Source organism: Oleiphilus sp. HI0132 (genome assembly GCF_001635845.1).
On the sequence record NZ_LWGJ01001351.1, the window covers coordinates 1 to 836 of the forward strand.

The window sequence follows — 836 nt, forward strand, 5'->3', positions numbered from 1 at the left end:
TATAACATGCAGCTTAGTTTGTTACGTGCCAATGCAGTTATGCAGAATATTCTTAGCTTTGAGTTTCCTCATAAGACCAAATTAATGAACAAGCTCACAGTGACAGGTAGAGGCGAGACGGAAGCTAACCAAAAAGTAGCAACGAAAGCGGACCGGAAAGTAATGTTTCGCCTTCAATTTAAGGGAACTTATGAAGAGGCGGTTAGGTTGTTAAAATGATTACTCTAGGGGGATTTAAACCATCTACTAAAGCTTGGGACTCGCTTTCTAATTCTCTAGGTTCCTTCAAGGGGAAAAGTTTTTCTGGAGATAATTTGGCGCTCAGAGCAAACTTCAGTGTTAAAGGTAGCGACGAATTATTAGCTCTAATTAGGTCTAATAAGTTCAAACACCTTTCAGAGTTTGATTTGCTCATGCTTATTAGCAACGACTTTTGGGATGAGTTAGATCAGGAAGAAGCTAAGTCCCTTGCAAGCTCTTTCTGGCGTTATTACTCAAAAAACTCAAACTTAGCAGTTAAGGTCTACTACTGGTATTTCAGCAAAAAAAATGTATTCAAGAAGCCGCTTAACGTTGCGGCAAAAGAGTGTAAGAGTCATCCACATCTTTATTCTCAATGCATGAAAGGTTATTTCGATGGCGTATGCAGAGAAATGTTTCAAAGTGATGGGGCTCCTGTCGAATTTTTCTTAAAGCAAAACTTGCCATTTGCAGCCTTACTGAAACTAGCTCGATTTAGAAAGTCTATTGCCAAGGTGTATTGGGAAGGACACGCAGGGCAAAATGACTTAAAACTTGTTCAAGTACTAAATTCTGCAACTAAGCCTGATGAAAAA

At 39.1% G+C, this 836-nt stretch carries 2 protein-coding genes; both read left to right on the top strand.

What is annotated here, in order from left to right:
* Positions 1-219: hypothetical protein (locus A3766_RS32140; protein ID WP_231882945.1), on the top strand; the 219-nt coding region annotated here is incomplete at its 5' end.
* Positions 216-836, top strand: a 621-nt coding sequence (locus A3766_RS20565; RefSeq protein WP_156509009.1) for a hypothetical protein, incomplete at its 3' end; no start/stop codon positions are given. The genes A3766_RS32140 and A3766_RS20565, both read left to right, overlap by 4 nt.